The sequence below is a fragment of the Fodinisporobacter ferrooxydans genome (assembly GCF_022818495.1).
GTDB classification, from domain to species: Bacteria; Bacillota; Bacilli; order Tumebacillales; family MYW30-H2; genus Fodinisporobacter; species Fodinisporobacter ferrooxydans.
The window spans coordinates 271,153-298,053 of the sequence record NZ_CP089291.1; the positions used below are offsets into that span (position 1 = coordinate 271,153).

Consider the following 26,901-nt stretch of genomic DNA (forward strand, 5'->3'; position numbering starts at 1 on the left):
TTGACCGAAAATCAATGTGCAATATTTAGCTGAACGTATGTGATAAGTAACTGCACGTGAAATTCGTAATTCTATACTTTTGTTCGTTACAGTAACAAATTGAACACATAAAATTTGAATGAAAGAATATATGCAAAACCATACATAAATGACCGCCAACGTTTTTCTGCAAATTGAAACTCTGAGCCTTCCTATGTCCATACAGCCGAAACAATGATTCCTAGTATATCGATTCAAAAATCCACTTAATATTTTTATATTTTGGTATAATAAGATCATCGAAAGATGATCGGAGAGATACCCATGGCACGTTCCAAGAAAGCAGCACTCTTGTTAAGTGAAGAAGATAAACAATACCTTCAAAAAATCTGTAATTCTCGAACCGAACAGGTGCGCCGTGTGGAGCGTGCAACGATTCTTCTTCACTATGCCGATGGGATGAGTTCGCCTCAGATTGCCAAACGGATGGGAATTAGCGTACCTAACACAGATACATGCATTAAGAAAGCACTCCTATTCGGTGTGAGACAAGCATTGGAAGATTTTAAACGTTCCGGTCGTCCGGTGGAATTAACACCGGAAGCCCGAGCGTGGATTGTGTCTCTCGCTTGTCAAAAACCTAAGGAACTGGGGTACTCATATGAATTGTGGACCATGAGCCTGCTTGCCCAACACGTTCGCCAACATGCAATGGCAGAAGGTCATCCCAGCGCAGCGCGAATGGCGAAAGGAACCGTTTCGCGCATCCTTTCGTCTCATGACCTGAAACCGCATAAAGTGTCGTATTACGTAGAGCGCAGAGATCCTGATTTCGATACCAAACGTGCGCAGGTGCTGCATGTCTATCAACAGGTCGAATGGAAGATCGAAAATGACAACTTTCAAATGTCCTGTGATGTTGTTGTCTCATACGATGAAAAACCTGGGATCCAAGCCATCGGGACAACTTCGCTTGACTTGCCGCCGGTTCCCGGTGAGCATCCGACGATTTCCCGAGATTATGAGTATGTGCGCCATGGTACAGTGACGCTCATGGCGGCTATCGATCTTGTTAGCGGCGAAGTACTCGGATCGGTTGTGGATCGCCATCGCAGTCGGGAATTTGTTGACTTTCTAAAAATGCTTGATACCCATTATGAACCAGACTTACGAATTCAAGTTGTTTTAGATAATCATTCCGCCCATACATCCAAGGAGACAAGAGCGTACTTAGATACGGTTCCCAATCGCTTCGAGTTCGTGTTCACTCCCAAGCATGGTTCTTGGCTCAACGTGATTGAAACTTTCTTTTCCAAAATGTCGCGCTCTTTCCTTCGCGGAATTCGGGTTGCGTCCAAGGAAGAATTAAAAGAACGGATTGAACTCTACTTGAAAGAAATCAATGCCAATCCGATTCCGTTTCGTTGGAAATATGGCATGGAATCTGCCGCAAAGTAGCATGTTCAATTTAAAGCTTATTTTTGAATCGATCTACTAGTTTACTTTAAAAATTTCTGCGGCGTTTTCAAAACTTCAGCGTATTTTTTATCTTCAACGTACTATAACTCCAATAACGTCCACCAATTATTTTTACCATCTACGTTACAAATCGCCTGTTCAAATCGGATAAAAGGGTGATTAGACCACTAGCAACATCCAGCTATGAATCTTCTTGACCCTGGTTCATGTGATGACATTCGTCGACCAAAACAGCGATTCGTACTAAAGTGATACTGTAGGAAGTTATATCCATGTATCGAATTGGCGACAAACGACCAATCCGTGTACTTACTGATACTACTGTTACAAATGGAGAAAAACGTCAATGACGGACACGCAAACACGAATGACAGTTTGTATCCCGTATGCAATCGCTATGGTCTGTCTGGTTGACATTATGGGTAAACGTAGGGGGACGTATGGAACGACTAAAAGGGCTTCGCCCGGCAATTTTGCTTCGCAATCTTGCCCCATAATGACCAAGCCATTTTCCATTTCACCAGAAACAAACAGAATCAGAAAAGGTACTTCCCTGAATAGGTGTTTGCCTGTCCCAGACAGGTGAACATCCCCGAACGGAGTGAGGGCATCATTTAATCTTTTTAACATTTGCCCCAAAACGTAACGAACGTCCTAAATGTCCTAATAGTCTACTACATTTCCAGAAACAAAAATACTATCCCGTATAAATAAGAGACGTACACGGGCACAATGCCGAAACCACTTGGTACGACTGGGTTTGTGGCACTTTTCGATAAAATAATAGGTTCATCTACGTGAGGGTTAACACTCATTTACGTGAAGGTGTTTTTCAATAATGCGAATAACCTGCGGAGGGGAAATACATGGGAGTTGTTCTTGATGAACGTTCTGGACAGTGGTTTGACGATGAAACAGGAGAAATTATCAACGTGCTAGCAGCTCGAAACGGGAGTCTTGAAAATAATACTGACAAACCTGTGCTAGCTGTGGTAGAAGTACCTGCAAATGGCAAAGTTAAGGCAACCAAAAAAGGAAACAAGCTCCAGAAAATTAAGAATGAACCATCATTTACAATGGTATTCAGTTATCCCGATATACTGGAATATCTTTTGACGGGACAACTAACAGTGAATGAGAGGGCGTTTTTATTCACACTTCTGTTTTTCACAGAATACGGAAAAACTCAGATTATGGTTCCTGATGCCAATGGGAAACCGGAACGACTCATGATGTCTCGTGCAGGACAAATCATGGGATGGAAGCACAGCCAAACTACAAAAACAGTAGTTGAAAGTTTAGAGAAAAAGAGACTCCTGAAAGTTGAGCAGATTGGGAAGACGAAATATATCGAATTGAATCCAAGAATTTTCTTCAAAGGAAGTACAAGCCTTCGCAATAAACAGATTAAATTTTATGAAAGTGAAAGTATTTGACCAGAATCATAAATTACTGTTTAACAATCCAGAACACAATTTTTCCTACCTCATTTAGCGTTACAAATGCTCATTTAAAAACAGATATAGGGGTGCAAGGTCAATCCGAACATGAAAATAAATCAACCAATAGGGGGAATCATAATGATCGCAATCAATAATTATTTCTTAGCAGAAGGAACGGAAGCACGTCAAATAAATGATGGACAGCAGCCAAAACGTTCTAGAATACAATACATCAATTTAAAAGATGGTCAATTTGTTTGTGGATATATACTGACAACTGATTTCAAAATGTATATTTGCCATGACGATTATTCTAAGAAAATTAAGCAACACATTTGCAAGAATCCTAAGGACAGACCAGACATGAACTGTTTGTCTTGTATACACAATGTGAAACGTGAAAAAAGGACAATTGTTCCATTCTTCAACGTTGATACACAACAGGTTGAAATTCTTGCTGCTAAAACCAATATCATGAGAATTATTTACGCCTTTATTGATGAATATGACGATGAAGCTATGACGACTCCAGTCGTCCTTAGCCGTTCTGGTACTGCTAAAGATACTCGATATACAATCATGCCTGCCCGTGTAAAACCTGCTGAACAATTATTGTTTGAAAAACCGATGGATATTATGTTAGATAATAAATTTTATCAAAATATATTGGTTATTCCTGAGGATGACTACATTCGTAAGTTACTCGGAATCCAATAATCTTACAATAAAGCCCCCTTATCTTGGGGGCATACATATTCATCGCAATATTTTCCGTTCTTTATTAAGTTTCCCAGAAATCTGATTTAGCGGCGAAAACTGTTGGTGTTGCTTCATCAGTGAATTTTTTGACAAATGTGTATAACGCAAAACCATTCGTAAATCACTGTGTCCCAACATCATTTGCAAGTGCCGCAAATCGCCGCCAGCCTTCAGAAACATCGTTGCAGCCGTATGACGAAAGAGATGCGGATGTACTCTGGCTTGAATATCTGCACTTTAAGCATATTCTTTCAGCCGATGCCGAAAATGATTTTGATTTAATTGTTCTCCGTAATTTGTCAAGAATATATAGTCGGTGTCAAACTCCTCGGTTTCCTTTACCAATTCCCTAAGTAGACCCACTGTCTTCTTTTGTAAAGGAACCGATCTTGAACGTCTGTTTTTTGCTACCTCACCACGAACTGTAACCATACCAGATTCAAAATCAATATCCGATTTCTTTAACGATAATGCTTCGTTAATCCGTAAAAATGTATCCAAGAGCAAGTTCATTAACACGTAATCCCGAAACCCAGAATAACGCCTTTGATTTGGCGAAGCCAGCAAACGTTTGAGTTCGTCAACTGTAAGAATGATTATTTCATTTTCTGGTTCCTCGACATTTTTTATTCCTTCCATTGGATCAGTGCCAATTAACCCTTCCATTTTCAAGAAACGAAAAAAAGTCCGTAACGTCTTAAGGCGTGTATTGATCGTCACTGGAGACAATCCAACACGCTTTTCGGAATCTGGCTTATCCTTGTTACCTTCAAATCGTATCTTTTCCTGAAGCATCCAAACGATATAGTTTCGGATAATGCTTGTATTTATGTTGCGAACATCCCGACCGATTCCCATTAGATCAAGGTATTCGACTAAAAATCCATAATTTAAACGATACTGTTCAAGTGTATTTTTTGCTCTGCCTTCCGCAATCTTTGCATGATAATAACGTTCGAATAACGTATCCAAATTATACTCATATATTTTATTCTCGTTTACTCTTTCACTTTTGATACGTTGCCCTGATCGTCTATCCATAATGAAAAACGCTCCTTTATCCGATTTTTATCTCGAATATCGAAGCGTTTAGGCTTTCTTTGGCGGCGCAGAAAGGTACTGTACCTTGTACGAATGGGAAGCTGTACCCTGTTCGCTTTCTATCGTACTGTCCACGTTCAGTCTACGTCCCGAAAACGTTGATATTATGCGGTTTTTACGTTCTGGTCGGAATGACAGGATTTGAACCTGCGACCTCTACCTCCCCAAGGTACTGGGGGCAATGTTTTTTAATACTGAATAATCCTGAAAACGTTGCTATATCAAGTGTTTGCGATGTTCTTAGTATGTTCTATTATGATACTTTATTTTAAAAAATGTTGAAATTTGCCCCCAAAATGCCCCCAACATTCTAAGCATGACCATATAAAGTGCGGTTGCATCTATTTAACTTCACACCCCCAAATACCGAGCCGAACTATCTGTTGGCCTAGCGTGCAAATAACGTCCAGTAGTAGCAACACTTGCATGACCCAGCGTGGATTGAACCAAGTGAATCGGTGCTCCACGATCAAGCGAATGAGAAGCGTGTGCGTGTCGTAACCAATGAGCGCTTACGTTATCGCCTAATCCTGCGCGTTTGGCAGCTGCTTTGACAATTCGATGCACTTGAGAAGGGCTAAGTTGGCCTTCCTTCTTCCGGCTCACAAAGATTGGATCATCGAGTTCAGCTTCTTCACGCAATTTCACAAGTTCCTTTCAGGTATCGGCAGATAATAAGATTGTCCGAGTCTTTGCCCCTTTACCAAACACCGTAATCTGTCCTGCATCGTCCCGTTCCTGAACGTCCCGCTATTTTAGTCCGCATATTTCAGATACACGAAGTCCACCAGCATACAGTAATAACAACAGGATAGAATTTCGCGTATTCGTTTCAAGCGCCAGCATTCGGTGTACTTCTTTTTGCGACAGAATCCGTTCCGCTAATGTATTCTTTTGCGCTGGCAGTTTGATCGGTGCTGCTACGTTCACTGACAGAACCCCAATCTCCTTATGAGCGAATGCGAACAGGGACTTTACAGAGGATAGGATTCTCGCTTGCGTTGCCGGGGCTAATTCTACTAAACTATCTGCGAACATTTGCATGTCTAGGATGGTGACTGTATCAAGTGATTTATTTACGAATTTGAAAAAACGTTTTGCATCGGCTTTGTACGAACGCTTTGTATGTTTGCTGCGTCCATGCAACCAGAGTTGAATGATTCGTTCGTCTGGCGATTGATGGACAACCTCTATTTTGTGTGCAGTTGAAACTGTGATTTCATTGGATAATCTAATCACTCCAATGCAAGATAATGTTTCTTCTCTTGCATCCTCTTTGAGGAGATCCAAAACTATCTGTGCTTTGAATGCTGCAGTGTAATGTTTTCTCATACGCCTATTATAGCTTATATGACCCCTTTCAAACTGTTCGATTTCTTGGATCCACTATAGCCAGTACCTATGGAAAGTCAAAGAAAATGCAATGAGAATCTTGCAGGAAAACTATCATTTAACTTTCCATAGTCATTATCTCTATAACCTATATTGTTTTAGAAATTCTGTCAGTTCCTTCTTCTGTTCCATACCGTATTTCTTAATACCCGTCATGTTGTCCGCAGTACTTTCTTCAATTGCTTTGCGCATAAATTCCGGGTTGGTCTTTGCATAACGTTCGGTCGTTAAAACAGAAGCATGTCCAAGGAAATCCCTAATGTAAATAAGATTTACCCCGCTCATTAGCAAATGTGTGGCTTTGGAATGCCTCATGTCGTGAACCCTTGGATATCTGCCATTTGGAAGCTTTGAAATTCCTGCCTTGGCATATATGTTTTGTATGGTTGATTTTGCAGAATGCCTGGTGTATTTTCCACCGTCCGACGATGGAAAAAAATAACCATTGCTATTCGCACTGAATGACATCCTTTTAGCGTAATCCCTGCAGGTTTCTGCCATGGAATGTGACATAGGAACAAATCGGCTTTTTCCCTTTTTTGATTTTTCTATAAAAAGGATACCCTGAGCCAGATCGACGTCCTGACACTTCAAAGTCAACGCTTCAGATATACGCAAACCACAGCTGTATAAGAGTCGCACAAGAACAGGATAAATAAATGTGTAGGTCGGATAACGAGATATCACTGGCAAGTGGTCTGAAACATCAAAAATGGATATAATCTCCGAATGACTAAATATATATATGGCACAAAACTGCTGCTTTCGTTATGTCGGCTAATTTCTGGATAAATGTAGGCTTCAATCCCTCTGTTTTTTAAGAAGCCAGCAAACTGCCGGAGCATTCCAACCCGTTTGGATTGGGTTGAATAAGCCTCATGCGGTCGTTTGGCACAGATCTCTTCCACCATGCACTTTGTCAGTACAGGTTCCTTGACATGGTATCTGTTTAGCTGATGGTTCGTGAAGCGGAGTGTATATAGCATGGAATCCTCGTACTTCAGCCCACATCCGCGTTTATAGATGATGAATTCCAGGAACAGCTTCTTAAAGGGGCCTTCCTCAAATGGAATGGAAATCGTTTTATTTTCCATAAGGCACCTCCAGTGATACTTTCCGCAACTGCTCCGTATTCATCCACAGGTAGCGGTTTGTCACTTTCGTGCTGCTGTGTCCCAGTATGCTCGTAACGACTGGCAGGGACGTTCCATTTTCGAGAAGTCTGGAGGACAGGCTGTGTCTCATGGCATGCATTCCATGCCGTTTCCCTTCTGTATAGATGCTTGTTTTACCCATATATGAATTAAGGATGCGGTATAAAGCACTGCTAGCTGAAAACGCCTCATAAGGTGCTCGCATCTTTATGAATAGACTGTTACAGGACGTATCGGGTCTCCCGTTTTTTAGATAATCCGCAAGCGCATAACGGATGCCTTCTGTCATGGGAAGAATCTGATGATTGCCCGTTTTCTGTTGAAGAAAGGATATTTCGTCTCTTTCCCAATGGATATCAGAAATTTGCAGATGGCAGATATCACCAGCTCGCATTCCCAAAGATATGGCTATTAATAGGATGGCATAATCCCTTTTTCCTATTGCGGTGCTGCAGTCTACAACCCGAAGAATTTCGGCTGTCTCATCCGGAGTATAGTAAGAATTGCATGTAGCTTGCACTTTTGCAATTTTATTGTTGCTATGATTCATAAAGTGAAACTTGAATGCAGGTGTATTTTGTTGAGGTTAGCTATCGGATAAAATGATCGCTTTGTGAGAAAAAAGAAATTAATTTTGCAATTTCCAGTTCTATCAGGGTGGAATTATATGTTTACTGCACGGGGACAATCAATAGTAAGCTAAAAATTGCCCGGGGAATTCAGCTTTGGTATCTCAACCAGCTCGGAACGAACGGTCCCCGGACAGCAAGAATCTAATCAAGCACCAAAATATGCAGATAAAATGGTACTGTCGTTTTTAAACAGTGCAGGTTCGCCAGACCTTGTAATTTCCCCGTGATCCATAAAATAGACTTGTGAAGCAATTTCGAGGGCATTCATTGCATTTTGTTCGGCCAACAAAATCGTTAGTTTTTCTTCATTTTGAATTTTGACCAATGATTCATAAACGGTTTGAACGAGCAATGGACTCAATCCTAAGGATGGTTCATCCAAAATTAAAACCTTTGGAAAGGACATGAGCGCTCGGCCAATCACCATCATTTGCTGCTGCCCGCCGCTGAGAGAACCAGCCACATGATGTAATTTAGCTTTCAAGTCGGGAAAAACCTCAAGTATACATTCAAGCCGGTTTTTTAATTGACGGCGAACCGTCTTATTGATGGCACCCAACTCAAGGTTTTCAAGGACAGTTAACGTGTACAATACACCTCTTCCCTCTGGTACAAGAGAAATTCCTGCCACGGATACACGATGCGCAGGAAGTGTTGATAATTCTACGCCATTCAAAGAAATTCTGCCTGAGGTCAGCGGAATCATACGGCAAATCGCCCGTATGAGTGTTGTCTTTCCGGCGCCATTTGGCCCGAGTAATGCTGTAGTTTGCCCACTTGGTATGGTTAATGAAATATTGTTTAGGATTTTTACTTCTCCATATCCTGCATATACGGACTCAATACTAAGCATTTTGTGCCACTCCTCCTTTTCCAATATACGATTCGATTACAAGAGGATTCGACAACACGACATCGGGGAGATCCTGCATTAATACTTTTCCCGTATCTAAGACAAGAAGACGATCCGAAACTGATCGTATGACTTTCACCAGGTGCTCAATTATCACAATCGTTAAACCTTGATTTTTTAAGGATCGAATTTTTTTCACCAAATCTTGAATTTCCTCATCTGTCAGACCTGTAAGCACCTCGTCCAAAAATAAAAGTTTTGGTTGTGTTCCAAGTGCCCGTGCCATATCCAGCACTTTTCTTTGTGCAAAGTTTAATGAAGATGACGGTTCATGAAGAAACGAATGGAGTCCCACCAAATCCAATATTTCTTCTGCTTTCTGTTCAGCTTCTTTATGGGACATCCCGCGAGTTAAACATGCTACCTTGACATTATCCAGACAATCCAAAGAGTTTAAGGTTTGTGGATGTTGAAATGTGCGGGCCATCCCCATACGGGAAGACAAAAATAATCGGGATTTTGTAACAGGCTTAGATTCATAAAAAATTTCTCCAGCGTCCGGTGCGATGACACCCGTGATGACATTGATCGCGGTCGTCTTCCCTGCTCCATTTGGGCCGATTACTCCGAGAATTTCTCCTCGTTGTATATGAAATGTGATATCCTGTAGCGCTTTTACCCCGCCGAATGTTTTTTGAACCCCTTTGGTTTCCAATATCCAATCACTCATTTTTTCAACTCCCTAAACAACCTCTTTTGTATTATTCAAGATTTTATTTTTCGAAAAAAAGGCTGGAATTCTAAGCAAAAGATCTAGGACACCTTTTTTTGCAAACAAAACAATTACCATGAGTACCAAACCAAAGCACGCATTTACATAACCTGCATTTTGAGCGGATAGATCATTCGTGAATATAGTAATTCCCTCAAGTATAGCTGCGCCAATAATCGGGCCAAAAATAAAATTGCTGCCCCCGATAATAGGAACTACTGCCATATAAGTAGCAAGAGTTAATCCTGTCATATAATTTGGATCCAGAAAGCCAACTGAAAAAGCGGATAGTATCCCGCCAATCGCTGTAAACGCAGCACTCAAAACAAGAATCAAAAGCTTGATTGTGAACGAGTTGATCCCGATAGATTCCGCCGCAATCGAATTGGTTTTAACCGCCTGCAAATAATAACCAAATTTCGTGCGTGGAATAAAATAAAATAAAATGATCAATATCGCCACAAAAATGGCTCCAATAATTGTATACACATAAGGATTCAGAAACTCTAGATTCGCCCAGTTGTCGGAGGAAAACGAAATTTGCAGCCCGTTGGCCCCACCTGTCACAGTGTCAAAATGCAGGATAAGACTCAGCAATACTGCTGAAAAAGAAAGTGTGGATAAACTGAAATATGGGCCTTTTAAGCGAAAACTAAAACAACCTATTAGTAATGAAAACAGCACAGCCGCTAAAACTCCAAACATCCAGCCATAGATCGGATAAATATTGAATTTTTGAAATAGAATGACCGTGGTGTATGCACCAATCGCAGCAAAGGAACTATGCCCGAGTGAAATTTCCCCCGCATAATTTGCAATCAGATTCCAGCTGTAGCCCCAAATTGCGTATAAAACAAACGAATTCGTTGCGGAAGGATTCGATTGCAGGACTGTCCATACTATTAAAAACACAGCCCATCCCAGTACCATCCATATGACCTTGTAGGATTGTCGTTTCATACCACTCTTCCTTTCTTTGAAAACAGACCTTCCGGCCGAAACCATAAAACAAGCAGAAAAATGATGTAGATTGACGCAACGGAAAGGTCAATCGAAATATATCCGGATGTTATAGATTCAACTATTCCAATGAATAATCCGCCAAAAACGGAGCCGTTCACATTTCCTAGCCCGGCAATCACGACAACCAAAAACGCGATGATCACATAATTACTTCCGACACTCGGGTACACATATTGATAGGGTGCAAGCAACGCACCTCCAAGAGCAGCCAGGATTCCTCCCACTGCGAAGGCGCTTGCAAAAATGATTTTTGAATGAATCCCCAAGACAGAACTCACCTGGCGATTTTCTGCAACAGCGCGGATAGATTTTCCCCAAAATGTTTTCTTAAGCAGGAAAGAAAGAATGATTGTCGCAATCATCGCCACGACAAACGCGATCAAAGGGCCTTCTTGAACCGTCAATTTTCCTATATGCAGGCTTGCTTCATGCATGGTGCCTGGAATCGCATGAAAGGAAGATCCAAAAATAATTTGCGCAAGGCCTTGCAAAAAGAAAGACAATCCAAGAGTCAAAAGGATTTGTGTTCGATCATCATGGCCGACAACATGTTGAATGAGCAACAAATATAAAACAAGTGTGAATATCCCGGATAGTATAACTGCCGGCAGCACCAACAAATAAATATCGGTTGCAGATTTTGTTGGATACAGCGAGTAGAGTGCGAACGCAACAAACATACCGATCATCAAAAACTCACCTTGTGCAAAATTCACAATTTTCATAACGCCAAAAATCAAATTCAAGCCTACAGCAACGAGAGCAAAGACTCCCCCAAGCATCAAGCCATTTAATAAGACCTGAATGAAATACATAATTTCGCCCCATTCTCATTGATATTAAAATGGAGAGCCAGAAGCTCGCTCTCCACTGTACCCATGCCAACTTTATGGTTTTTGCAGTTTGGTTGCAGCCTGGTCTAAAGGAAATACAGTCTTTGGAACATTATCTTGCCATTGAATCATCACGGCATTGGTAGGAGCATTGTATCCAGTATTATCGAATTGAACTTTCCCTGGCTGCATCAAGGTTGCTCCACCCGTTGTCACGTCGATTTTAGCCAATTCATCACGAACCTTTTGCGGATCAGCGGATTTTGCCTGATCGATCGCATCAGCAATCGTATAAATCGCTGCATACGCTTCACCTGCGTGTTCCGGCATATATGTTCCATATTTCTGCTTATATTCTTCCGTTGCTTTCACAAGGTCCGTATTTTGGGTAATGTTCTTTGAATCCCAGTTCCAAGAAGCCACACTCGTTAAACCATTTACCTTCGAACCAATCGCCTTTTCAATTGTTGGCCAAATAAAGCCCGCTCCTCCGCCAATCGTAAGGATATGCAGGTTTTGAGACGCAATAGCACTTAAAATTGCTTCTGCATCCGGTACGTATGAAACAGGGAATAATACCTGAGCTCCTGACTCTTTTACCTTGCTGATCAGTGGTGTCGCATCCGTAATGGATGGAGGATAAGCGGAATCCAATACCACATCTAAGCCTGCTTTTGTAAGCAGTTTCTTTGTACTCTTGGCTGTCGATGTACCATATGGATCGTTTGTATATAAAAGGGCTGCTTTCTTGATTCCCATATGATACTTGTCGTTCAGCATCTTTAAGAAATTAATTTGTGCTTCACTAAATTTGCTGGCTTTTGGCGCAATTTCAAATACATACGGGTTCTTGGCAGCTGTGATGCTTTCTGAAATGGATGCTGTTACCATTGGCACATGGTGTCGTGCCATAACTGGCATTGCGGCAACTGTTAATGGAGACAGATCCATACCAAACAACGCTGATACTTTATTTCCACTTAATATTTTATCTGTAACGGTTGCTGCATCATTTGGCTGGCCTGTACTATCTGTTACAATTAAATTGATTTTTGCTCCACCTAAAGACTTGATTCCTCCAGCTTTATTGATATCCTCAGCAGCCAGCTTTGCCGCATTCGCACTTTGCGTGCCAGCATCTGCATTTGGTCCCGTCAACGGAACAACAACTGCTATATTGACTTCCTTTCCATCTTGGCCTTGTGAACCATTTGAGCTCGAGCTGCCCGTTGCAGAAGCGCCACACCCTGTTGTCATACCAATTAGTGATGTAATACAAGCTCCATAAAGTATCCCTTTCCATTGCTTTCTCATGACTGTTCCCCTTTTCCTTGTTTTTTCTTTTTTCATGTTTTCTTCGCACGTTTTTTTTCCGTGTTTTAACTGCCTTTTCTTAGTTATCTAAGAAAAAACCACCCCCTGAAAATAAAACGCTTACATGCAACTCATAACTTTCGTTCGGTTCTTTCAAATCTACCTGATTATTCTAATCTATCAATTTCAGTATCCTTCCCATTTTCTAAACGATTAGAAAATAAACCATAAAATTTCTAAACGATTCGAAAAGGATACTTCGATTGTATTTTAGTTTCTTTTTTCAGTCAATACAGAAAATAATATATTTTTAGTCAATATGCAACATTCAGAATAGTATTTCTAATAACGAAAATTACTTCATCTTATTTGTTTACAACCCATTACATTTTCTTGCATATGAATCTACAAGAAATGGGGAAATTTCCATATTTTATATCTTGATTGAATTGTTTTGGCATATCTTGCATACATCGTTCTTCTATTCAAAACCTTAAAACTATCAAATAACTTTAACTAATTTCTTTGAAAGGGAAGATGACATAGGTTCCGCCAAGAATATAGATTCATCCATTATTTTTAGATTTTTATCGATTATAGGCTGAAAATCCATTTGTTGAAGAATGTCCCTTTCCAGATCGATGCCAGGAGCGATTTCGCTTAATACAAAACCATTTTCAGTTAGCACAAATACGGCCCGTTCTGTGACATATAAAACACGTTTTCCATTCGCCGCTGCATATTTCCCACTAAATGTAATTTGCTCGACCTGTTGACGGAACTTTTTGATTTTCCCCTCTTGCAGGATGTTCAATTGCCCATCCTCGATGGAAACCTCTAAACCGCCTCCCGTAAAGGTTGTACAAAATACCACTCGTTTCGCGGGTTGTGTGATATCGATAAATCCCCCGCATCCTGTGGTTCGACCACCAAACTTCGATACATTCACATTCCCGTATCGGTCAACTTCCGCTGCACCCATGAAGGTGATATCGATCCCGGCACCATGATAATAGTCAAACAAATATTCATGCTCGATAATCGCATCGGCATTGCGTGTAATTCCAAATTCATTTCCGCCAACAGGAACACCGCCAATTACGCCAGATTCTAAAGTGAGTGTAATTGTCTGATTGAGTCCCTCTTCTTGAGCAATCGGGCCGATCACATCACCTGGAATTCCAATCCCCAAATTAACGACAACCGGAGATTTTAATTCTTGTACCGCTCTTCTCCCTATGACTTTTCGAATATCTAAGGGAATAGGATGAAAATTGCCTGTGGGTGTACGAACATCTCCCGAAAAGATAGGGTTAAATACTGTACTTGGTACTTGCCGATGCTCAGTATTCGGGTCATCCACCAATACTGCCCCATCAATTAAATACCCAGGAACAACCACGTCTTTTGGATGAAAAGACTCTTTCTTGGCTAAATATTTGATTTGGGCAATGACCTTCCCACCATATGCTTTTGCTGCTTGGGCTCCTGAAAGAATCTCCAATTTCAAAGGTTCTTCTTCTGTAGTGATATTACCATTTTCATCAATACTCGTTCCACGGATAAAGACATAATCAAATGGAATGGACGAATACAACAAAAATTCATTCCCTTGAATATTCAAAAGGTGCACCAGATCTTCTTTTTCTTTCGTTCGCTCATTGAATTTTCCTCCCTCAATTCTGGGATCTACGAACGTTCCCAATCCAATCGGGGAAATTTGCCCTGGCAATTTATTGGCCATCGCCCGCAAAAGATGAGTAAGTTGCCCTTGTGGCCAACAATAACAATCCACTTTATTTTCTTCAATTAACTTCCGCATTTTCGGAGCCAGACCCCAGTGTCCACCTATCACTCGGCTGATCAAGCCTTCTTCTGCAATATATTCAATGCCATTGGACTTATCTGATTGTCCGGCAGTATGAAAAACCGTTAAATTTCTCGGATGACCTTCCTCTTTAAAACGTTTTCCGATGGCTTTCAAAATCTTATCACATTGTCCCATTCCCCCAAAGCCAACCAGTGCGATCGTGCTTCCATCGTGTATCTCTTGAGCTAGTTGTTCCGCCTTAATCAGCTTTTCCATCTTTGCCACCTCAATCTATTGATTCTATATTTATGAGATTATAACAAAATTACAAAAAGACCCCAAAAATACATATTACAAAAAAGGTAAATAGAAAAAAGAGCCATGAGAAAGTGATTCCGAAAGTGATTCGATGACTGTTATATTTTTCGGTAGAATTGAAATTCTTATTCTTTAAAGATTCGTGGAAAACAACTGCTTTGATATTTTTGAATCGCTCCTTCATGTCCCGGTATAATAAATTCCGCCCGCTTACGAACTGCTTCCATACTCGCGTAGATTGCTTTGGTACAAGTTAAAATGCCCGCCGGTATATTTTCTCGAATATTTTCTAAAAGGTTCGAAACATCGCCAGATACACAAACGATACCTTCTTCCGTATTCACTAAGACCGATTGATGTCCATCCGCATGTCCAGGGGTAGGGAAGACTTTCACACCTGGTACCACTTCTTCTTCGCCATCTACAAATCTCCACTGAGAGTAATTCACAGCACGGGAATCATATAATTCTCTTAAATAGATGCCATCCTGACACGGAATCGGATGAAAAGCCGCTTCCCATTCCCGTTTTTGCACAATAAATTGAGCATTCTTAAACAGGTTATTATTTCCGCAATGGTCATAATGGAGGTGTGTGTTAATCACTATGTCCACATCTTCAGGATTCCACCCTACCCCTTTTTTCAAAGCCTCGACAATGGTTTCATCCGCTTCTTGCCGACATGGACACACGTTCTCGTTCACCCATTCCAAACTATGAATTCCTGTATCGACCAGGATATTGTATCCTTCTCCAGATATTGCGGTTGCCCACATCGGAATCCACAGGTATTGTCCTAAATCTTTTTGATAGGTTAACGAGGATTTTTCCACAAACAATTCGCCCATTTTGAGTGTAGTTACTTTCCAAAGTTTGCTCACGATATCACTCCTTCTCTAGAAAATTCTAACTTTTTCATTATTTCAATGCTTTCTTGCGATAAGAATATATTTCATCCTGCCGTTCTCTAGATCATCCGAATGAACCATATCCTATCTTAAATTGAAGAATTGTTGTTTGAAATTCATGACCTGATTTTTAAAAATGTCATGTGACATTTCTTTTAAATTTGGAGAAATACTAGGCTTAAATTCCATTTGTCCTATAATATCTTTTTCGATATCAACACCAGGTGCATATTCGACCAATTCCACACCATCTACATGAAGTTTGAATACTGCCCGTTCTGTAACAAAAAATACAGGCTGTTGATTTTCTCTCGCATACTTTCCACTAAATGTTATTTGCTTAACTTGTTTTAAAAATTTCTTATTTTTTCCTTCTTGAAGAATTTTTAGTTTTCCATCTTCAATGGCAACTTCCAGCCCACCTGCCGTGAAGGTCCCGAGGAAACATACTTTTTTTGCCGGCTGCGTAATATCGATGAATCCACCGCAACCGACAGCTTTCGTACCAAATTTGCTGACGTTCACGTTCCCCATTACATCGATTTCGGCAATTCCCATGTAGGTAATATCGATTCCTGCCCCATTGTAATAGTCAAACTGATATGGGTGTTCGATGATCGCTTCAGCATTTTTGCCAATCCCAAAATCCGTTCCACCAGCGGGTACGCCACCAATCACCCCAGATTCAACGGTCAGAATAATCTCCCTTAAGATTCCTTCTTCACTTGCGACTGGACCAATCGTGTCTCCCGGAATTCCAGTTCCAAGATTCACTACCGCTTGTGGGAATAGCTCCATCACACCACGCCGCCCAATGATTTTGCGAACTGTCAGTGGAATCGGATCAAGCGCACTATCGGCAACTTTCAAATCTCCTGAGTAAACCGGATCATAGAACGTACAAGACGTTTGCCGATGCTCTTGAACAGGGTCTTCAGCAACCACGATGGCGTCGACATAAATTCCAGGAACAACGACTTGTCTGGGATGAAGCGATCCTCGACGGGCCACATGCTTCACTTGAACAATCACTTTCCCGCCATACCGTTTGACAGTTTGAGCGATGGAAATTGCCTCAAGCTTGATAGCTTCATCTTCCATCGTCACATTACCAAACTCATCAGCGGTCGTTCCGCGAATAACCGCAACGTCAACGGGAATCGCATTGTAAAACAGATACTCCTCCCCTTTAATATCGACTACTTCTACCAAACTACCGGCTTGCTTGGCTTGTTCGTTCATTAATCCCCCTTCGACGCGGGGATCGATAAATGTTCCTAAGCCGACTTTCGAAAAGTTTCCTGGTTTTCCGGAGGCCATTGCTCGGAACAAGTGTGTCATCTGTCCTTGAGGGAGACAATGCGCCTCTACCTCATTGTTAAGAATCAGTTCCCCCCATTTAGGTGCCAGTCCCCAGTGTGAACCAATGATCCGACGAATAAGTCCAGGATGAGCCAAATGAAGGATCCCGTTGACACGATCGCTGTGTCCGGCACAGTGAACCAATGTCAATTGAGAAGGAGCCCTCTGTTCTAAAAATCGCTTCTCAATTTCTTTTAAAACGGTTTCACAAGCTCCCATAAGAGTAAACCCGCAAACCGCAATCGTTGAACCGTTTTGAATAAAATCTACTGCTGAGGAGACGGGAACAACTTTGTTCACCATAAGATCTTTTCCCCTTTTTCATTATACTTATAGAATCCTCTTCCTGTTTTCCTACCGAGTGTCCCGGCTTCCACCATTTTCACCAAAAGCGGGCACGGGCGATATTTCGAATCACGGAATCCGTAATACAAGCCTTCCATGGTAGCCAAAAGCGTTTCCAGACCAACAAAGTCAGCCAAAGTGATCGGTCCCATTGGGTGGTTGGCGCCAATTTTCATAGCTGCGTCGACATCTTCCGGCTTCACACCTTCCATGACCAAATAAATCGCTTCATTAACCATTGGGATCAAAATCCGGTTGACGATAAAGCCTGGATAGTCTTTACAGGCTACTGGAGTCTTTCCAATGCTCTTTCCAAAATCCATTACCGTTTGAAATACCTCTTCGGAAGTAAGGAGTCCTGGAGTTACTTCCAAAAGCCCTAAAACCGGAACGGGATAAAAGAAATGGGCACCGATGACTTGTTCTGGCCGTTTCGTGGCGGAACTAATAGCAGCCACGGAAAGTGCAGATGTATTGGAAGCTAGGATAGCTTTCGGTTGAATGATTTCATCTAATTGGGTAAAAACTTTTTTCTTCAACTCAAGAATTTCGGGAACCGCTTCAATTACCAAATCAACATCGGCGATATCCTCCAATTTGGAAAAATTTTGCAACCGAGACAACGTTTCATCTACATGTTGAGCTTCACATCTACCTTTTTCAACTTTTCGTTGGAGTAAACGTTTGATATTGTCTCTTCCCTTTTCCATTTGACATGGGGAAACATCCACCCATTTCGTTGTATAACCTGCTTCAGCGATGACCTGGGCGATACCCGTCCCCATTAAACCTGCTCCTACGACTCCCACATTTTTGATTTCCATGCTTTTTCTCCTTTCTTCTTGTAAGGGGGACCATTCGGTCCCCTTAATATTTTTAAAGAATAAATCCGCCACCCACGTTGATGACTTCTGAAGTGATATACGAAGCAGCATCGGAAGCTAAATATGCGATGCAATTGGCTACGTCCTCTGGCTTGCCTGCACGTCCCAATGGAATTTTCGAAACCATGATATCCCACACTTTTTCCGGCACTCCACGTGTCATATCTGTTTCGATAAAACCTGGGCAAATAGCATTACACGTAACATTAAACTTAGCTAATTCCCTAGCTGCTGTTTTGGTTAATCCTATAACTCCCGCTTTCGCTGCCGCATAGTTTGCCTGTCCGATATTTCCTAACCAGCTGGCAGAAGAGATGTTGACGATACGTCCATAGCCGCGTTCCCGCATATGGGTCGCAGCCGGCTGGAGACAGTTGAATACACCTGTCAAATTTACGGAAATCACGCTATCCCATTGTTCGGAAGTCATGTTATGAATCATAGCATCGCGGTTGATCCCAGCGTTGTTCACTAAAATATCCAATTTTTCATATTTGGTGATAGCAAACTGAATCAATGCATTTGCTTGTTCACGATCCGCAACATTGGCTACAAACGTATCGGCCAAGTACCCTTTTTCCCGAAATTCGGAAGCCGTTTTTTCGACACCTTCTTCGTTGATATCACTAATAATAACTTGTGCTCCTAGGGAAGCTAATTTTTCAGCAATCCCTCGCCCTAATCCACGGGCAGAACCTGTGACAATCGCCACTTTCCCGTTAAATTCGATCATGTTATTTTCCCCTCCCTAGTTCTCTCAGTATTTTCATTGAATATTTTCGAAGATCGTAGCGATGCCTTGCCCACCGCCGATACACATCGTTACAATTGCACGTTTTAATCCACGACGCTTCATATCATAGAGGGATTTGACCGTAAGGATCGCACCTGTTGCACCAATAGGATGTCCCAGAGCAACAGCTCCCCCGTTTGGGTTGACTTTTGCTTCATCGACTTCCAAATCACGAATTACCGCAACGGCTTGGGCTGCAAATGCCTCATTTAATTCAATTAAATCAATGTCATCTAACGTCAAATTTGCTTTCGCTAAAACTTTTTTAACCGCTGGTGCTGGTGCAAAGCCCATGATTTCAGGGTCAACACCGGCCACGGCTTGCTCACGTATATAAACAAGCGGTTTCAATCCTAATTCTTCCGCTTTTTCTTTCGTCATGACAACGACAGCCGCAGCTCCTTGATTGATTCCTGAAGCGTTCCCCGGAGTCACACTTCCCCCTTCTTTAAACGCAGGCTTCAGTTTCGCTAGCTTTTCCAAAGAGGTTTGGCGTGGATGTTCATCTTGATCAAAGAAGGTAACTTCCCCTTTGCGTCCTTTCACCGCGACTGGCACGATTTCTTCACTGAAGTATCCGTTAGCAATCGCCAGCAAAGCTTTTTCCTGACTGGCTAATGCAAAAGTATCCTGATCTTCACGGCTTATGTTAAAACGCTCTGCCACTTTTTCTGCTGTCACACCCATTGCGTACTTTCCAAACGGATCGGTTAGCGCCGTTAACAACCCATCTTCCAATATCTCATGTCCCAAACGGTTACCATAACGTCCTTTGCGAACGTAATAAGGTAACAAATCCATATTTTCCGTACCACCTGCAACCACGATTTCCGCATTCCCACTTTGAATGGTTTGAACTGCACTGTTAATTGCTTGAAGTCCCGAACCGCAAAGGCGATTGACAGTTAAAGCAGTAGAATGTGTAGGCAACCCTGCACGAAGGGCACACATCCGTGCAATAAAAGCACTCTCTGCTACTTGCCCAACACACCCCATAATGACTTCTTCTACCAATTCAGCGGTAATCCCCGCTCTTTTCATAGCTTCTTTAATCGCCGTTGCACCCAAATCGGCAGCATGGACATCTTTAATGACTCCCCCCATGGTTCCAATTGCCGTACGTGCGCCTCCTACGATAACTACGTCTTTCATTTTTTCATCCTCCTTGTAATCGCTATTTCTAACTTGTAATCATTTGAAATCGTTATCATTAAACGTTAAGAAAAAATCTAAACGTTTAGAACTTTGAATTCATTATACTACAACTTTATGAAAAAAGATGTAAATTTTTTTTAGGCTAAGTTCATTTTCCTACGTTAATAGAAAAAATTCGTACTACGGACTCAACCATCTCCTCAATCCATATTGCGCCAAACTCAAAAGCCTCTTCGATAGTCCCGGGCCGCGGCATAATACTAAAAGCTGCATCGATTCCATGTTGATAAATTTCTTGATATCCATCTCCAAGACCACCAGATAAACAAATCACAGGACGTTGAAATTGCTTGGCCCGTTTGGCTACACCTACCGGAGTTTTTCCCATGACCGTTTGAAGATCCGTATTTCCTTCTCCAGTCAAAACCAAATCTGCATCTTGAGCAAATTGATCAAATCCGCATTCATCCATTACGATTTCAATTCCACTTTTTAATGTAGCACCAAGAAAAGCAACTAATCCAGCTCCCAATCCTCCAGCCGCACCACCCCCGGGCATGGAAATAACATCCATTTCTAGAGTTTCTTTTATTTTATCGGCCAAATGGGCCAATCCTTGATCCAGCAAGCCAACTATTTTGGAGGTAGCCCCTTTTTGAGGTGCAAATACAGCAGATGCTCCTCGTTCACCGCACAATACAGTATCTACATCACATGCGACAATCACTTGCACGTTTTCTAAACGGGGGTCTCTATTTTTTACATCGATCGTTTGAATCTTGTACAAAGAACCTCCACCAAAAGGGATTTCTTCACCGTTTTGATCGATAAAATGGTAACCAAGAGCCTGTGCCATTCCTATTCCACCATCATTTGTAGCACTACCCCCGATTCCAATAATCAATCGAGTACATCCCCGGTCTAACGTCTGTCGGATCAACTCCCCTGTTCCAAAGGTAGTAGTCAGCATTGGATCTCGAAGTTCTTTGGGGACAAGAGGGAGTCCGGAAGCTGCCGCCATTTCAATTATCGCGGTTTTTCCCTCAGGGAAAAGTCCATAAAAAGCCGATACAGGTTCCCCTAAAGGCCCGGTGACTTGGCAATGGATCATTTCCCCTTTGACAGCTTCAACCAACGCTTCAACGGTTCCCTCGCCCCCATCAGCCATCGGTAAAAGATTCACTATTGCATGGGGATCTACCTTCAATACACCGCGCTTCATCGCTTGAGCGACTTGAAGGGCAGATAGACTCCCCTTGTACGAATCGGGTGCAATTAAATATTTCATCCCCTTCACCTACTTTTGAGGCACGAAGGCCAAAGCCCGAATCGGTGAACCTGAACCTCGATCAATTTTTAAAGGGGTTGCAATAAAAAAACATTTTGCCGGGAGTTGTTCTAAATTGACCAGACACTCCATCAGATAAATTTCTTTTCGTAAAACTCGTTGATGGAAATAGCAATACTCTTCTTTTCCGTTATTTACGGGGGTTCCTACAGCAATCGTATCTGTTCCAAAAGCTTTAATTTTCTTTTGAATCATATACTCAGCAACATCTTCCGCAAGTCCGGGTTGATTGGTTGCATAGTACTTCCATTGAATCCCTTTCGACCAATACTTCTTCAACCATCCAAAATTTAAAAGAACAATATCTTGTTCTTCAATCTGAACCCCTGATTTATTCAATGCTTGTTGAATGTCAGCTAAAGTAGCACGTTCGCCTGGTTTCCATTCGCGATCCGATAAATCAATGACGGTACAGGTTCCGATCAGCGCATCTGGTTTAACCTGTTCAATTGTCAAGGAAGAAAGGTCGGCATGAACATGATGAGGTGCATCCACATGAGTCCCACAATGTTCCGGCATGGAAATCGATTGACAATAATATCCATCATGCTCATGGTTAACGGTCGGATCGATTATCAAATGGGGGTGGGAAGGCCAACGTGGAATCCCATTTTCTAACAAGACCGTTAAATCCACCACTTTACTGTTCGAGAATATTGAAGAAAGTGTTGCTAAGCTACTCATGTTTATCTCTCCCCACATGCAATTCTACTCCACAAGATTTTCGCAAAACCAATTGTGGTTCTAATAGTATTTCGCGTGTTTGTTGGTTAACTGGTTGTTGATTTAAAAGTTCCATTAGGATTTTCGCAGAAATTTCACCTAAAGCTTTATGTTGCATATCCACTGAACTAAGATCAATCAAGTGGCCAAACGGATTATTATCCAGTCCCGTCAGAGCAACATCTTCGGGAATTCGAATTCCATTTTCTTTAAAAGCTGTATATACGCCGAAAGCCAAAAGATCACTTGAACAAACAATCACTTCCGGAATATTTTTATCTTTAAGCATCCTTTGAGCATATTCATAACCCTTTTCCTGCGAGTAATCGCCAATACAGATCCATTTTTGTTCGATCTCGAGGTTTTGATTCTTCATTCCTTTAAGGAATCCATCATATCGTTCCCGAAAGGTGGAGAGATGCAATTGTCCACATAAAAAGGAGATTTTTTTGTATCCCATATTTGCTAAATGGGCAATCACTTTTTCAACGGCTAGACAATTGTCTGTCCCAACAAAAAACTCATTTTCTAAAAGTTGTTCTGGTTTTCGGTTTAAAAACACATATGGAATCTTCAGCTTCCGCAATTTCTCATAGTATTCATCTCGCTCCAATTGAGCAGTTGTGATAATAATACCATCAACACGTTTTCCTATTAAATTATCGATATATTTCCGTTCTCTTTCCACATTGTTTTCAGTATTGCAAAGGAACACTTCATAGCCGTAGGACCATGCAACCTCTTCCAAACTTGAAATAACCTTGGGATAAAAAGGATTCGTAATATCCCGAACAATGATTCCAATCGATGAGGTTTTTGAAGTTTTCATACTTCGTGCAACAACATTGGGACGATATCCTAATTCTTCAATCGCTTTTAGAATTTGTACTTTTGCTTTTTCACTAACCACTGGGAGATTATTGATGACAGCTGACACTGTAGCAACGGAAAACCCTGATTTTTCTGCAACTTGCTTCATTGTAACCATTTATTATTTACCCCTAGTTATAAATTCTATTGGCGAAGTTTAGGAGCACGAGAATACATCATCAGGATCAAGAGAAGAATGACACCCTGAATCAATTCGCGTATTCCCGCCGGCATTTTTAACGCAATTAACACAGAAGTCAAAAGAACAAGTACAATAGACCCTAATGCCGATCCAGAAAATTTCCCTTCGCCACCGGTTAATGCCGTTCCGCCAATCACGACAGCAGCGATGGATAGCAGAGAGTAATCTTTTCCCATCTCTAATTGAGCGGTTCCAGTGAAACCAAGGAGAATTAGTCCTCCCAATGTACCAGCAATTCCGGCGATTATATAAGTTAAAAATACTGTTTTGTTCACTTGAATTCCTGCTATTAAGGCTGCTTTGTGATTGCTTCCCGACAAATATAAATTTCTTCCATAACGAGTCTTCCGTAACAAAACCTCAACGATTACGATCAAAATCATACCTAATATTACCATGAGAGGTATAGAAGCAAGATGGCCAGTTCCCAATTGAATTAATAAACTTGGTGCACCTCCTGTTGGTTGTCCTTTTGTATAAGCCAGTGCAAATCCGTTGACTACAGAAGTCATTCCTAATGTCATTACTAAGGGTGGAATGTCTAACCATTGAATCGCTGCAGCATTAATGAAACCGAATACGGATCCGATCACTACTAAAACAAGAATAGCCAGCCAAATTTTATCATTCATCCCTTGCGAAAATTCCGCCCCAAGCAACGCCCCCATGGACATCATGGCTCCGACAGAAAGATCAATCCCTTCCTTTCCGGAAATGATGATAATCGTCTGCCCGATTGTAGCAATTGCTAAGACAGTAGCCATGGAAAGGATATTCCCAATATTGCTTAATGAAGCAAAACCAGGGCTTAATATTTGTCCTAAAATCAATAGAAGAATACTTGCTGATAGTGAAGGTATATACAGCTTATAACGGCTTTTCCATTTTTGGAATCCTGAAAACTTGATTGGTTCTTCATGTTGGTTTTTAACTTCTATTTGGGTTTGAGATTGCATAGTCCCCCTCCTATTCTAAGAACTTAGTGAAAACTTCTTCTTTTTTAACATCGAGGCCCCAATAATCCCTAGCAATACGATAACCCCTGATGCTAAATTTTGATAATAGCTCTCCAAATGAATGGAGAACACCAAAGTAAAGGCACACCCTAAAAAGATTGAACCAAAAATAGCTCCAAATGTATCCCCACTGCCTCCCATAAGAGAAACGCCACCAATAACACTTGCCGCTACGGCATAGAGTGTATACGTGGTTCCGATGAGTGGATCTCCTGCTCCAGTTGTCCCCAATAAAGCTAAAGCAGCGATCGCGGAAAGGATACCAGAACTTATATACATCAATAATTGGATCCGTTGCACGGCAATTCCTGAAACATAGGTTTTGTTTATATCACGTCCCATAGCGTAAAGTTGCAGGCCCTTCGGCGAATATTTCCACAACATCCAAATCGCTAAAGCAATCAGAATAAACACAATTGGGGCGGGTATAATACCTAAAAGAGATGAGCCGTACCACGTTGTAAAATCTGTGGATATACTACCGCCCGGTTGAGGCATAATGGTTAAAGCTAATCCTTCGGCAATGGAGGTCGTTGCTAAAGTCGCCAGTAACGGAGTGACACGTAAATACCCAATGATCAATCCATTTAAGGCACCCACTGCACCACCTAATACAGTACCAATAACCATTGCAACAGGAAGGGGGAATTGGTAATGACCGTTGGGGTCCGCTAACGTCACGACCACAACAACCACTAACGAGATGATTCCCCCAATGGAAAGATCAATTCCACTTCCAATCAACACAATAGTCTGAGCTATCGCTGCAATAATTAACGGCGTGTAATCGCCGAAGAAACTTGATGCGTAAGAAACGCTTAAAAAGTTATTTACTACAAACGTATTAATGATTGTAAGCAATACGACAAGTGCCAAGGACGGAAAAGATGTCCAACCTAAAAACTGTTTTTTTATTTCCATTAGTGTGTCTCCACTCCTTCCCTTGGTAATGAAGCCGCAATAATATTATGAACGGTCATCTCTTCTCCTTTAAGTTCTCGAACAAACTGTCCATGATACATAACTAAAATCCGTGAATTTTTCACCATTCTCGCTAGGTTGACCAACTCTTCATCATCACTTGATACCATGATGACGGCGGAACCTACTGCAGCTAGCTTTTTGAAAACTTCATGTACATCCCGACGCGCCGGGACATCAATCCCTTTGGTGGGATCATCCGCTAAAAGAACTTTGGGTTTTGAACCAGTCCAGCGTGCCAACACCACTTTTTGTTGATTTCCCCCACTTAAATTCTTGATGGGTTGTGCCGGAGTATCATATTTTACCCCATATTCTTTGAGCAACTCTTCTTCATTTAATGAAGGACGCCCTAATGCCCCTTCATTGACAGCAGCTAAATTTTCCGAGATGGATCTTCCTGCAAACGTCCCTTCTCGCTCCCGATCTCCAGACAGAAAAGCAAGACCTTCTTTAACCGATTTTCGACCCGAAGAAAGATGGATCGGTTTTCCATCCAATTCGATATCCACTGGCCCCGTCAACCCAAACAGGGTTCGAACAAAATCCGATTGTCCTTGCCCTTGCAACCCTGCGATCCCAATAACCTCCCCTTGGTAAACATTTAAGTTAATCGAGCTTCCAAATCGTTTCAACTGCATTCCATTTACTGATAATAATACATTGTTAGAAGTAACCTGTTCTTCCATATCAGGGATTTCTACATTGCTTTTTTCTTTTGGACCGGTTAGTAACGATAACAAGGTTTCTTCATCGACGTCCTTGATATCATAAGTTCCTATAACTAACCCGTTTCTCATGACTGTAACAGTGGAACATAAAGAAAATATTTCATTCATTCGATGTGAGATGAAAAGGATCGAGCATCCTTGATCACTTAGTTCTCGAACAATACGTTTAAAAATTTCCACTTCTTCCCGATAAAGAGCGGATGTAATTTCGTCGACAATTAGAATTTGAGGATCTTGCAGCAAAGACTTCGCAAACTCTACCATAAATTGCTCATTGGCCGGGAGATCACCTGCTAACGTCTTTGCACGATCAGTAAGGCCAATCTGTTCCAATACTTTTGCAGCTCGTTTTTCCATTTCCTTTCTATTGGTCCAAAGCCCCATTTTTTTCGGGATCGAGGGAAGAACCAAGTTTTCTTCAACAGTTAAATTCATTAAAAGACTTAGTTCTTGTGAGGTAATAACAACCCTTTTCTTTTTTGCTTGTGCTGGTGAATGAACTTTATAGGGTTCTCCTACTAAAAATAATTCCCCAGAATTTGGTTTTACAGCTCCTCCTATAATTTTGGCCAATGTACTTTTGCCGGAACCATTCCCACCCAAGATGGCACGGATTTCTCCTTTTTCAAGCGATAAGGAGGCATCTCGAATGGCAACGACGGACCCGTATGTCTTCACAATATGTTTACAATCAAAAAAAGGCATAGCGTCCTCCTTTAAGG

Annotated in this window: 25 protein-coding genes and 1 pseudogene; 3 read left to right on the forward strand and 23 right to left on the reverse strand. The window is 41.5% G+C overall.

Annotated features, from left to right (window positions below; genetic code table 11):
* Positions 1 to 303: 303 nt before the first annotated feature.
* From LSG31_RS01520 to LSG31_RS01530, 3 genes are all read left to right on the forward strand, one after another.
* A complete protein-coding gene (locus LSG31_RS01520) occupies positions 304 to 1,437 on the forward strand; it encodes an IS630 family transposase (RefSeq protein ID WP_347437682.1) in 1,134 nt (377 codons plus the stop codon).
* A gap of 887 nt (positions 1,438 to 2,324) precedes the next feature.
* Positions 2,325 to 2,894, forward strand: a complete 570-nt coding sequence (locus LSG31_RS01525) for a hypothetical protein (RefSeq protein ID WP_347437683.1) — start codon at positions 2,325 to 2,327, stop codon at positions 2,892 to 2,894.
* Positions 2,895 to 3,038: 144 nt separating this feature from the next.
* On the forward strand, positions 3,039 to 3,617 hold the full coding sequence (locus LSG31_RS01530; protein WP_347437684.1) for a hypothetical protein: 579 nt from the start codon (positions 3,039 to 3,041) through the stop codon (positions 3,615 to 3,617).
* A gap of 39 nt (positions 3,618 to 3,656) precedes the next feature.
* On the opposite strand, the pseudogene LSG31_RS01535 reads toward LSG31_RS01530, so the two are convergent.
* The 23 genes and pseudogenes from LSG31_RS01535 to LSG31_RS01640 all read right to left on the reverse strand — a co-directional run bounded on the left by LSG31_RS01535 (position 3,657) and on the right by LSG31_RS01640 (position 26,884).
* Positions 3,657 to 4,700: pseudogene (locus LSG31_RS01535) on the reverse strand (tyrosine-type recombinase/integrase).
* A 411-nt stretch (positions 4,701 to 5,111) separates the two neighbouring features.
* Positions 5,112 to 5,408: a tyrosine-type recombinase/integrase gene (locus LSG31_RS23215; protein ID WP_430734229.1), complete on the reverse strand. Its 297-nt coding sequence runs from the start codon at positions 5,406 to 5,408 to the stop codon at positions 5,112 to 5,114.
* A 102-nt stretch (positions 5,409 to 5,510) separates the two neighbouring features.
* A complete protein-coding gene (locus LSG31_RS01540) occupies positions 5,511 to 6,092 on the reverse strand; it encodes a tyrosine-type recombinase/integrase (protein WP_347437685.1) in 582 nt (193 codons plus the stop codon).
* Between the two features lie 141 nt (positions 6,093 to 6,233).
* A complete protein-coding gene (locus LSG31_RS01545) occupies positions 6,234 to 6,839 on the reverse strand; it encodes a tyrosine-type recombinase/integrase (RefSeq protein WP_347439414.1) in 606 nt (201 codons plus the stop codon).
* A complete protein-coding gene (locus tag LSG31_RS01550) occupies positions 6,836 to 7,246 on the reverse strand; it encodes a hypothetical protein (RefSeq protein WP_347437686.1) in 411 nt (136 codons plus the stop codon). Before LSG31_RS01550 ends, LSG31_RS01545 begins: the two co-directional genes overlap by 4 nt.
* Entirely contained in the window at positions 7,236 to 7,856 is a 621-nt protein-coding gene (locus LSG31_RS01555) for a site-specific integrase (protein ID WP_347437687.1), read from the reverse strand. Before LSG31_RS01555 ends, LSG31_RS01550 begins: the two co-directional genes overlap by 11 nt.
* A gap of 227 nt (positions 7,857 to 8,083) precedes the next feature.
* Positions 8,084 to 8,791: an ABC transporter ATP-binding protein gene (locus LSG31_RS01560; RefSeq protein WP_347437688.1), complete on the reverse strand. Its 708-nt coding sequence runs from the start codon at positions 8,789 to 8,791 to the stop codon at positions 8,084 to 8,086.
* On the reverse strand, positions 8,784 to 9,521 hold the full coding sequence (locus tag LSG31_RS01565; protein WP_347437689.1) for an ABC transporter ATP-binding protein: 738 nt from the start codon (positions 9,519 to 9,521) through the stop codon (positions 8,784 to 8,786). Before LSG31_RS01565 ends, LSG31_RS01560 begins: the two co-directional genes overlap by 8 nt.
* Before the next feature lie 12 nt (positions 9,522 to 9,533).
* Entirely contained in the window at positions 9,534 to 10,523 is a 990-nt protein-coding gene (locus LSG31_RS01570; protein ID WP_347437690.1) for a branched-chain amino acid ABC transporter permease, read from the reverse strand.
* Positions 10,520 to 11,401, reverse strand: coding sequence for a branched-chain amino acid ABC transporter permease (locus tag LSG31_RS01575; RefSeq protein ID WP_347437691.1), 882 nt, complete (start codon positions 11,399 to 11,401; stop codon positions 10,520 to 10,522). Before LSG31_RS01575 ends, LSG31_RS01570 begins: the two co-directional genes overlap by 4 nt.
* A gap of 72 nt (positions 11,402 to 11,473) precedes the next feature.
* A complete protein-coding gene (locus tag LSG31_RS01580; protein WP_347437692.1) occupies positions 11,474 to 12,733 on the reverse strand; it encodes an ABC transporter substrate-binding protein in 1,260 nt (419 codons plus the stop codon).
* Between the two features lie 502 nt (positions 12,734 to 13,235).
* Positions 13,236 to 14,819, reverse strand: coding sequence for an acyl CoA:acetate/3-ketoacid CoA transferase (locus tag LSG31_RS01585; protein ID WP_347437693.1), 1,584 nt, complete (start codon positions 14,817 to 14,819; stop codon positions 13,236 to 13,238).
* Between the two features lie 167 nt (positions 14,820 to 14,986).
* On the reverse strand, positions 14,987 to 15,742 hold the full coding sequence (locus LSG31_RS01590; RefSeq protein ID WP_347437694.1) for an N-acyl homoserine lactonase family protein: 756 nt from the start codon (positions 15,740 to 15,742) through the stop codon (positions 14,987 to 14,989).
* Positions 15,743 to 15,853: 111 nt separating this feature from the next.
* The gene (locus tag LSG31_RS01595; RefSeq protein ID WP_430734261.1) at positions 15,854 to 17,431 is read right to left on the reverse strand and encodes an acyl CoA:acetate/3-ketoacid CoA transferase; all 1,578 of its coding nucleotides are present in this window, start codon (positions 17,429 to 17,431) and stop codon (positions 15,854 to 15,856) included.
* Complete coding sequence (locus LSG31_RS01600) at positions 17,428 to 18,300, reverse strand: 3-hydroxyacyl-CoA dehydrogenase family protein (RefSeq protein ID WP_347437696.1); 873 nt, start codon at positions 18,298 to 18,300, stop codon at positions 17,428 to 17,430. Before LSG31_RS01600 ends, LSG31_RS01595 begins: the two co-directional genes overlap by 4 nt.
* Positions 18,301 to 18,352: 52 nt before the next feature.
* The gene (fabG, locus tag LSG31_RS01605; RefSeq protein WP_347439415.1) at positions 18,353 to 19,090 is read right to left on the reverse strand and encodes a 3-oxoacyl-ACP reductase FabG; all 738 of its coding nucleotides are present in this window, start codon (positions 19,088 to 19,090) and stop codon (positions 18,353 to 18,355) included.
* A 36-nt stretch (positions 19,091 to 19,126) separates the two neighbouring features.
* Entirely contained in the window at positions 19,127 to 20,305 is a 1,179-nt protein-coding gene (locus LSG31_RS01610; RefSeq protein WP_347437697.1) for a thiolase family protein, read from the reverse strand.
* Positions 20,306 to 20,456: 151 nt separating this feature from the next.
* The gene (locus tag LSG31_RS01615; RefSeq protein ID WP_347437698.1) at positions 20,457 to 21,596 is read right to left on the reverse strand and encodes a glycerate kinase family protein; all 1,140 of its coding nucleotides are present in this window, start codon (positions 21,594 to 21,596) and stop codon (positions 20,457 to 20,459) included.
* A gap of 9 nt (positions 21,597 to 21,605) precedes the next feature.
* Entirely contained in the window at positions 21,606 to 22,358 is a 753-nt protein-coding gene (locus LSG31_RS01620) for a cyclase family protein (RefSeq protein ID WP_347437699.1), read from the reverse strand.
* Positions 22,333 to 23,367, reverse strand: coding sequence for a LacI family DNA-binding transcriptional regulator (locus tag LSG31_RS01625; protein WP_347437700.1), 1,035 nt, complete (start codon positions 23,365 to 23,367; stop codon positions 22,333 to 22,335). The genes LSG31_RS01620 and LSG31_RS01625 overlap by 26 nt, the downstream gene beginning before the upstream one ends.
* Positions 23,368 to 23,393: 26 nt before the next feature.
* Positions 23,394 to 24,407 carry an ABC transporter permease gene (locus LSG31_RS01630; protein ID WP_347437701.1) on the reverse strand — a complete coding sequence of 338 codons (1,014 nt, stop codon included), beginning with the start codon at positions 24,405 to 24,407 and terminating at the stop codon, positions 23,394 to 23,396.
* Positions 24,408 to 24,422: 15 nt separating this feature from the next.
* Positions 24,423 to 25,388, reverse strand: coding sequence for an ABC transporter permease (locus LSG31_RS01635; protein ID WP_347437702.1), 966 nt, complete (start codon positions 25,386 to 25,388; stop codon positions 24,423 to 24,425).
* Positions 25,388 to 26,884, reverse strand: coding sequence for a sugar ABC transporter ATP-binding protein (locus LSG31_RS01640; protein ID WP_347437703.1), 1,497 nt, complete (start codon positions 26,882 to 26,884; stop codon positions 25,388 to 25,390). Before LSG31_RS01640 ends, LSG31_RS01635 begins: the two co-directional genes overlap by 1 nt.
* Between the last annotated feature and the right edge of the window lie 17 nt (positions 26,885 to 26,901).